7 protein-coding genes are annotated in these 7,462 nt (G+C 72.3%); 5 read left to right on the top strand and 2 right to left on the bottom strand.

The window, feature by feature from the left end; translation table 11 throughout:
* Nucleotides 1-76: 76 nt before the first annotated feature.
* A complete protein-coding gene (locus ACYVQV_RS07500; protein WP_461022643.1) occupies nt 77-796 on the bottom strand; it encodes a DUF899 family protein in 720 nt (239 codons plus the stop codon).
* Between the two features lie 252 nt (nt 797-1,048).
* Here ACYVQV_RS07500 and ACYVQV_RS07495 point away from each other — a divergent pair, with 252 nt between their 5' ends.
* On the top strand, nt 1,049-1,654 hold the full coding sequence (locus ACYVQV_RS07495; protein WP_461022642.1) for a YdeI/OmpD-associated family protein: 606 nt from the start codon (nt 1,049-1,051) through the stop codon (nt 1,652-1,654).
* Nucleotides 1,655-1,683: 29 nt separating this feature from the next.
* On the opposite strand, the gene ACYVQV_RS07490 is transcribed toward ACYVQV_RS07495, so the two are convergent.
* Nucleotides 1,684-1,896 carry a hypervirulence associated TUDOR domain-containing protein gene (locus ACYVQV_RS07490; protein ID WP_461022641.1) on the bottom strand — a complete coding sequence of 71 codons (213 nt, stop codon included), beginning with the start codon at nt 1,894-1,896 and terminating at the stop codon, nt 1,684-1,686.
* Between the two features lie 94 nt (nt 1,897-1,990).
* Here ACYVQV_RS07490 and ACYVQV_RS07485 point away from each other — a divergent pair, with 94 nt between their 5' ends.
* From ACYVQV_RS07485 to ACYVQV_RS07470, 4 genes are all read left to right on the top strand, one after another.
* Nucleotides 1,991-2,296, top strand: a complete 306-nt coding sequence (locus ACYVQV_RS07485) for a DUF1905 domain-containing protein (protein ID WP_461022640.1) — start codon at nt 1,991-1,993, stop codon at nt 2,294-2,296.
* An 11-nt stretch (nt 2,297-2,307) separates the two neighbouring features.
* Nucleotides 2,308-3,408 (top strand): DNA glycosylase AlkZ-like family protein, encoded by a 1,101-nt coding sequence (locus ACYVQV_RS07480; protein ID WP_461022639.1) that lies wholly within the window; start codon nt 2,308-2,310, stop codon nt 3,406-3,408.
* A 506-nt stretch (nt 3,409-3,914) separates the two neighbouring features.
* Nucleotides 3,915-5,522, top strand: coding sequence for a glycosyltransferase (locus ACYVQV_RS07475; RefSeq protein ID WP_461022638.1), 1,608 nt, complete (start codon nt 3,915-3,917; stop codon nt 5,520-5,522).
* Entirely contained in the window at nt 5,512-7,410 is a 1,899-nt protein-coding gene (locus ACYVQV_RS07470) for a glycoside hydrolase family 26 protein (protein ID WP_461022637.1), read from the top strand. Before ACYVQV_RS07475 ends, ACYVQV_RS07470 begins: the two co-directional genes overlap by 11 nt.
* Nucleotides 7,411-7,462 lie beyond the last annotated feature (52 nt).

Raw genomic sequence — 7,462 nt, 5'->3', positions numbered from 1 at the left:
CAGGAGGTCGACACCGCTCAACTGCTCACGGCATGATCACCGCACTGACCCGCACGGTGTCGAGCAACTCCACCACTCAGCGGGACGTCACCCTCGTCGGTCCCCACGTCGGGTTGCCGTCCGCGTCGGAGCGCCAGAACCAGCCGGCGTGCCGCCCCTCGGGCCAACCGTCCGGGGTGTCCTCCCAGCTCTCGCCGCGTCCGTAGGGCGTCATGTCGAGCAGACCGAGGGCGGCGTTGACGCGCTCGTTGCCGCGCCCCGTCGTCGCGTACGTGAGGAACACGCGGTCACCGTCACGCAGGAAGCAGGTGATCGACCCCATCGCGCTGCCCACCAGACCGTCCACGCCCCGCACCGAGTACCACGGCTGCGCGTAGCCCATGAAGTCGACGAACGGGGCCACCTCGTCCCAGGCGCCCTCGGTGAGCACGGCGAACGAGACGCCGCGGGCGTTCAGGTAGCTGGCGTCGTCCAGGTGCCAGGCCGTGGTGGTGCACCCCTCGCACTGGCCCTGGTGCGGCGCCCCGTCGTGCCACATGTGCTTGTAGACGACGAGCTCGTCGCGACCCCGGAACAGGTCCAGGAAGGGGACGGGCCCGTCCGCGCCGACGACCGGCACCGTCCCGTCGAGCTCGACCATCGGCAGCCGTCGGCGGGCAGCGGCCAGCGCGTCCCCCTCGCGCGTGTACGCCTTCTCCCGGACGAGCAGCTCGTCCCGGGCCGCCGTCCAGGTCTCGAGGTCCACCACCGGCGGTCGTCCCGGGAGCTGCGTGGTCGTGGCGTCCTGCGTCGTCATGAGTCCTCCGTGCGTCCCGTGGTCGCGGCACTCGGGTGCCCACCCTGGTCACCAGGGCGGACTCCCCACCGGAGGAGAACTCATCGCGCACGGTTGACCCTGGCGCGACCAACGGGTCACGCACCGGGACGGCGGCCGCCGGGACCCCGGTGCCGGTCCGGGCGAACCGAGTCGTCCCGGCAACCTGCCGATCGGCCGGCGAGGACACGTTCGAGACGCCGCGCTGACGGTGGTCGGTGGCAGGCTCCACCCGTGCCCCCGCAGCTGCCCGAGCTCGTCGTCCCCGACGCCACCGCGTGGCGGGAGTGGCTCACCGAGCACCACGCGCAGCCCACCGGGGTGTGGTTGACGCTCGCGAAGAAGGGGACGACGTCCCCGACGAGCCTGCGGTACGACCAGGCGCTGGAGGAGGCGCTCTGCTTCGGCTGGATCGACGGGCAGGCCCGCCGCGGTGACGACGCCACCTACTCGCAGCGGTTCACGCCGCGCCGTCCGCGCAGCATCTGGTCGCAGCGCAACGTCGGGATCGTCGAGAGGCTGACCGCTGAGGGCCGCATGCGCCCGGCGGGGGTCGAGCAGGTGGAGCGCGCGAAGGCCGACGGGCGCTGGGAGGCGGCGTACCACGGCCCCGCCACGATCCAGGTTCCCGACGACCTCGCCGCGGCGCTGGACGCCGAGCCGACGGCCCGTGCCTGGTTCGAGGTGCTCACCGCCACCAACCGGTACGCGATCCTCCACCCGGTGACCACGGCGCGTCGGGCCGAGACCCGGGCACGGCGCATCGACAGGTTCGTCACCATGCTCGCGCGCGGCCAGACCCCGTACCCGCAGAAGCGCCGGCCCGACCCGCCGGGGTGACGACCCCGCGCGCCCTCCCTCGCGGCGGCTCAGGCGCGGTCGACCTCGCTGCGCAGCTTCAGCACGCGCGCGCCGTCGTCCTGCTCGATCAGGTAGGCCGGGTCGTCGTCGCTGCCGTTGCGGGTGATCTCACTGCCGCCGAGGGTGCGGGTCACCGTCGCGCGGTGCACCTCCACGACCTTGCCCTCGGCCCGGCCGCTTCCCCACACCCACGACACCGTGGTGCCCTCGCGAATCGCCATGGGGTCACTCTGCCCCGGTGGCGTCCACTCGGCGCGGTCGACGACGTCAGTGCGAACCGCTCCGGTCGTCGGCAGGGGTGCCTACGCTGAGGCCGTGGACCTGGAGGTGACCGGCGAGGTCTGGTACTGGCGCGGTCCGGCGCCGTTCCACTTCGTCACGGTGCCGGCGGAGGAGGCCGCCGAGATCCACGCGGTGGCGCGCGACGTCACCTACGGGTGGGGCGTGATCCCGGTGACGGTCCGGCTCGGCGGGACGACGTGGACGACGTCGTTGTTCCCCAAGGACGGCGGTTACCTGCTCCCCCTGAAGGACGCCGTCCGCCGGGCCGAGGACGTCGAGCTGGGGGACGTCGTCAGCGCGGTCCTCACCCTCGACCTGCGGACCGGGCGCCGCGTGTGACCGGGTCGCGGGTGCACCAGCTGGCCCAGCAGGATGCCCGCCGGGTCGCCGTGCGCGCCCAGCTCCTCGACGCGCGGCGCCCCTCAGGCGTCCTCGAGACCGTGCGCGGGCTGTCGCTGCTGCAGGTCGAGCCCACTGCCGCCGTCGCCCCCAGCGCCGAGCTGGTGCTGTGGTCCCGGCTCGGGTCGGCCTTCCGCCCCGCCCAGCTGTGGGACGCCGTGGACGAGCAGCGGGTGGTCGAGCTGCGCGGCGCACTGCGCCCCGCCGAGGACGTCGCCCTCTACCGGGCCGACATGGAGGCTTGGCCCGGTGCCGACGCGCCGGCGTGGCGGCTGCGCGACGCCGAGTGGTTGCGGGACAACGACTCCTGCCGACGTGACGTCCTGGCGCGGTTGCGCGCCGACGGGCCGCTGCGTTTGCGTGACCTGCCCGACACCTGCGTGCGTCCGTGGCGGTCGACGGGCTGGAACGCCAACCGCAACCTGACGATGCTCCTCGACCTGATGGTGCAGCGCGGGGAGGTGGCCGTCGCGGGCGGCACCGGCCGGGACCGACTGTGGGACCTGGCGTCCCGCGTCTACCCCGACGGTCCCTACCCGCCGGTGGACGAGGCGCGCCGCCTGCGCGACGAGCGCCGGCTGCGCGCCCTCGGCATCGCACGCGGCAAGGGACTGGCGTGCCCCGTCGAGCCGCTGGACGTCGGCGAGGCAGGGGAGGAGGCCGTCGTCGACGGGGTCCGTGGCCGGTGGCGCGTCGACCCCGCCCAGCTCGACCGCCCCTTCGTCGGCCGCACGGCGCTACTGTCCCCGTTCGACCGGCTGCTGCACGACCGCAAGCGGATGCGCGACCTGTTCGGGTTCGAGTACGCCCTGGAGATGTTCAAGCCGGCCGACCGGCGACGCTGGGGGTACTACGCGCTGCCCGTCCTGCACGACGACCGGCTCGTAGGTAAGGTCGATGCTCGTGCGGACCGCAGTGACGGGGTCCTGCAGGTGAACGCCGTCCACGAGGACGAGCCCCTGGACGCGAGGACCCGCGACCACGTCCGTGCCGAGATCGAGGACCTCGGTCGCTGGCTGGCGCTCGACGTCCGGTGGCCGGTCGGCGCTTGAGGCCCGCGTCCGGTGGGCGACCAGACCCCCGGGCCTGTCCGTCACTCGACGTCACCGCTAACCTCTGTCACGGCTGTCACAGCCCCCGTGACTGACATCCGGTCGTCATCTTCGCGAAACCCGTTGTGCCCCAACGAGACGTCGCCTATCGGTTGGATCGGATTATGACTTTAGGTGACAAGTCTGTTACGTTCGGTCAGCAAGGTCGGCGGGGGCTCATCCGTGAGTCACAGCCGATGTCTCGGGGGGCCGCAGGCCCGCGCTGCGAAGGGGGAGACCAGTGATGGTCCGCATGGCGAAGGCATCGTCCTCCGGCATCCTCAGGCCCGTCCCGGCGTCAGCCTGCTGACGGCCGCAGCGCTCGGGGCCGCAACGGCGCAGCACCCGAGCCCATGATCCCCGCGGTCCGGTCCACCTAGCGACCACCCAGCGCGTCGACATCGCGGTCGAGCGCGCCCGTGACCGCTGCACTCCCACCTTTACCAGCTGACCAGGGCACGTCCGGCGTGCCCGTCGGGAGCATCGTCATGTTCGTTTTCCTGCTCATGCTGCGCCACGCCATCGTCGAGGACGGCCAGCTGTTCCTCTTCGCCGTGTTCGTCGGCGTCGTCTGGGGCCTGTGGGCGCTCAAGGTCGTCCTGTCCCGCCGGTACCAGCCGTGGACCGAGCCGCACGACACGACCACGAGCGTCGTCATCCCGGTCGTCGACGAGCCGCTCGACCTCTTCCGCGACGTGCTGACGCGCATCTGCGCGCAGCAGCCGACCGAGACCATCGTCGTCATCAACGGCCCCCGCAACATCGACCTCGAGAAGGTGTGCGAGGAGTTCGCCGACTACGGCGTGCGCCACACCTGGACGCCCGTGCCCGGCAAGCGCAACGCGGTCAAGGTCGGCACCGAGATGGCGACCGGCGAGATCCTCGTCCTCGTCGATTCCGACACCGTCTGGGCGCGCGACACCCTCGACGAGCTGGTCAAGCCGTTCGCCGACCCCCGCGTCGGCGGCGTGACCACCTCCCAGCGCATCCTCGAGCCGGGCCGGCAGTTCATCACCCGCTGGGCCGACTGGCTGGAGAACAGCCGCGTCAAGTACTCGATGCCCGCGCAGTCCGTGCTCGGCCAGATCGGCTGCCTGCCCGGGCGCACCATCGCCTTCCGCCGCCAGGTCGTCGTCGACGCCATGGAGGACTTCCTGAAGCAGCGCTTCCTCGGTGTCTTCCTCGAGGTCAGCGACGACCGCACCCTGACCAACCTGGCGCTCAAGCAGGGCTACCGCACGGTCTTCCAGTCCACGTCGATGGTGTGGACCGACGCCCCCACGAAGATGGGCAAGCTCGCCAAGCAGCAGCTGCGGTGGGCCCGCGGATCGCAGTACAACACGCTGCGGATGCTGCCGTGGATGCTCGGGCACGCCCCCGTCCTCGCGCTCTTCTTCGTCGCCGACATCGTCCTGCCGTTCCTGCTCGCCGGCGCCATCATCGGCGCCGCGTACCGGATCGCCTCCGGCACGGGCATCAACTACTACGGCGCGCTGGTCAGCGAGTACGGCGCCAGCATCGGCATCGTCTCCGTCGTCCTGCTGACCGTCATCGCCTCCGGCCTGTCCATGGGGATCCGGCACCTGCGCCACCTCATGGAGGTCCCCGGCGACTGGTGGCGGATGCCGCTGTACGTCGTGTTCTCCACGGCCTTCCTCATGCCGATCCGCCTGTGGGGCTTCTTCCGGATGGCGCACGTGGCCGGCTGGGGGACCCGCAAGGACGCGTACACCGGCACCAGCTCGGACGAGGCGAGCGACAGCCCCGACCTGATGGACGAGCTCGAGAGCGAGCTCGCCCCCGGCCCCGTCGACGTCGTGGACCTGCGCGGCGAGACGGACCACGAGCTCGACCTCACGGAGGACACCACCTGGTCCGGTCGCGGTGGAGGCACCGCGACGGCCACCGCGACGGCCACGGCCGCCGCCCCCACGTCGACCGCCGCGCCGGCGACCCGGGCCGTGCAGAGCCCCCTGGCTCCCGCCAAGACCCGCAGGTTCAACGTCTGGGCCGGCGTCCCGTACCTGATCGGCTTCGCGATCCTGACCGCAGAGGTGCTGCACATTGTCCGCTGAGAAGAACCCGCCCGCCGAGAACAGCACGCCAGACAGCCACGTCTGGTCCGGGCCGGCCGACGTCGTCGGCGCCGCAGCGGCGCACGTCGCGGCCACGAGCGTGCGCACCCGGCTCGTCGCCCTCGGCCTCGTCGCCGCCATGGCGGCCACGACCCTCGTGATCTGGGGGTCGCCGTCCCTGCGCAGCTCCCTCGACGACGCCGTCGACGGCACCGCCGGTGCGGTGACCGCCTCCGACGACCTCGCCGAGAGCATCAGCGACCGCGACGACAGCGAGCAGCGCGCCCAGCGCAGCGAGACGCGGTCCACCCTCACCGCCCTCGCGGCCGCCCTGACGGCCGCCGACCGGGAGACCGCCGCCGACCTCGCGCGGCAGGTCATCGCCGCCTCCGGTGACGACCCGAAGCTGGAGGAGATGCTCGCCGACATCGGTCTGACGCCCGAGCAGCTGTGGCGCGTCGCCGGGGCCGGCACCGCCAAGACCTTCGACGAGCTCCTCGTCGAGGTCGGGTACGACGGCCAGGGCGGCCAGGGCGGCCGCGCGGGCCAGGGATCCGGCGGCTCGTCCGGCTCGCCCGGCTCGGACGCCTCCGGCGCCGGCTGGCACGGAGGTGCCAGCGGCGGCACGAGCGGCAACGCCCCGGGCACCAGCCCCGCGGGCCGCGACTCCAGCGAGTACGCCAAGCGCCCGGCGCAGCCCGCCCCGGCGCCCGACCCGGCCTGCTGGCAGTTCACCTGGCAGCAGGACGCCCAGGCCGCCTACGTCAAGGACCTGAACGACCCGTACGGCCTGGACGGCAACCCCGGCCCCCGCGACGACGACGGGATCGCCTGCCGCGACCTGCCGGACGACCCGAACCGGGCTGCCAGCATCCCCGCGGGCGCCTTCGAGCCGACCGCGCCGCCGGTGCAGCACCTGCTCGACCCGGCACGCACGTTCTTCGGCGTGCACAGCCCGCAGGCGCCGTACTTCTTCGGCGAGGTCGAGGAGCTCGCGCAGGCGATCGACCACGTGCCGAGCTCGGTGACGTACTTCGCCGGCTGGGACCAGGACTTCCGCCCCGACGCCGCCGACGCGGCCTGGACGCGGAACATGTTCCCGATCATCGCCTGGGAGGCCCGCCCGAACGAGACCGACATGGGTCCGGGCAGCAACAACGCCGTCAACGAGGACTACCAGCTCGCCGACATCATCGAGGGCGACCACGACGAGTACCTGCGGCAGTACGCGCAGGACGTCGCCGAGTACGGCCTGCCCGTCGGGATCCGCCTCAACCACGAGATGAACGGCATCTGGTACCCGTGGGCCGAGCAGGTCAACGGCAACCAGCCCGGCGAGTACGTCGCCGCCTGGCGCCACGTGCACGACGTCTTCACCGAGGCCGGCGCGGACAACGTGCTGTGGATCTGGTCGCCCAACGTCATCGAGTTCCCCCAGGCCCAGCCGCTCGAGGAGCTCTACCCCGGTGACGAGTACGTCGACTTCACCGGCCTGGTCGGCTACTACCGCAAGCCGATCGAGGGCAAGGAGGCGTCCTTCCAGAACACCTACGGCAAGTCCGTCGCCAAGCTCCGCGAGGTCGCACCCGGCAAGCCGATCTGGCTCACCGAGGTCGGTGCGACCGAGCAGGGCGGCAACAAGGTGGACTGGGTCACCTCGTTCTTCGAGGCGATGGAGGCCAACCCCGACATCAAGGGCATCACCTGGTTCCAGCGCGAGGTGACGGCGATCCCGATCGGAGAGAAGGACCCGGTCACCAACGACTGGCGGATCACCTCCTCGCCCGAGGTCACCGCGGTCGCCCGCCAGGCGCTGGACCGCGGCGGCTTCTCCGCCGGCACCGCGCCCCGCCAGCCCCTCCCCGCCCCGATCGGACGGGTCGGCTGATGCCCGGCACCACGCCCGACACCACAGCCGACGTCAGCGCCGACGTCACCGA

This window comes from Thalassiella azotivora, assembly GCF_054781695.1.
Note: the sequence above shows the minus strand (reverse complement) of the source record. Positions and strands in the feature narration are given on the sequence as shown.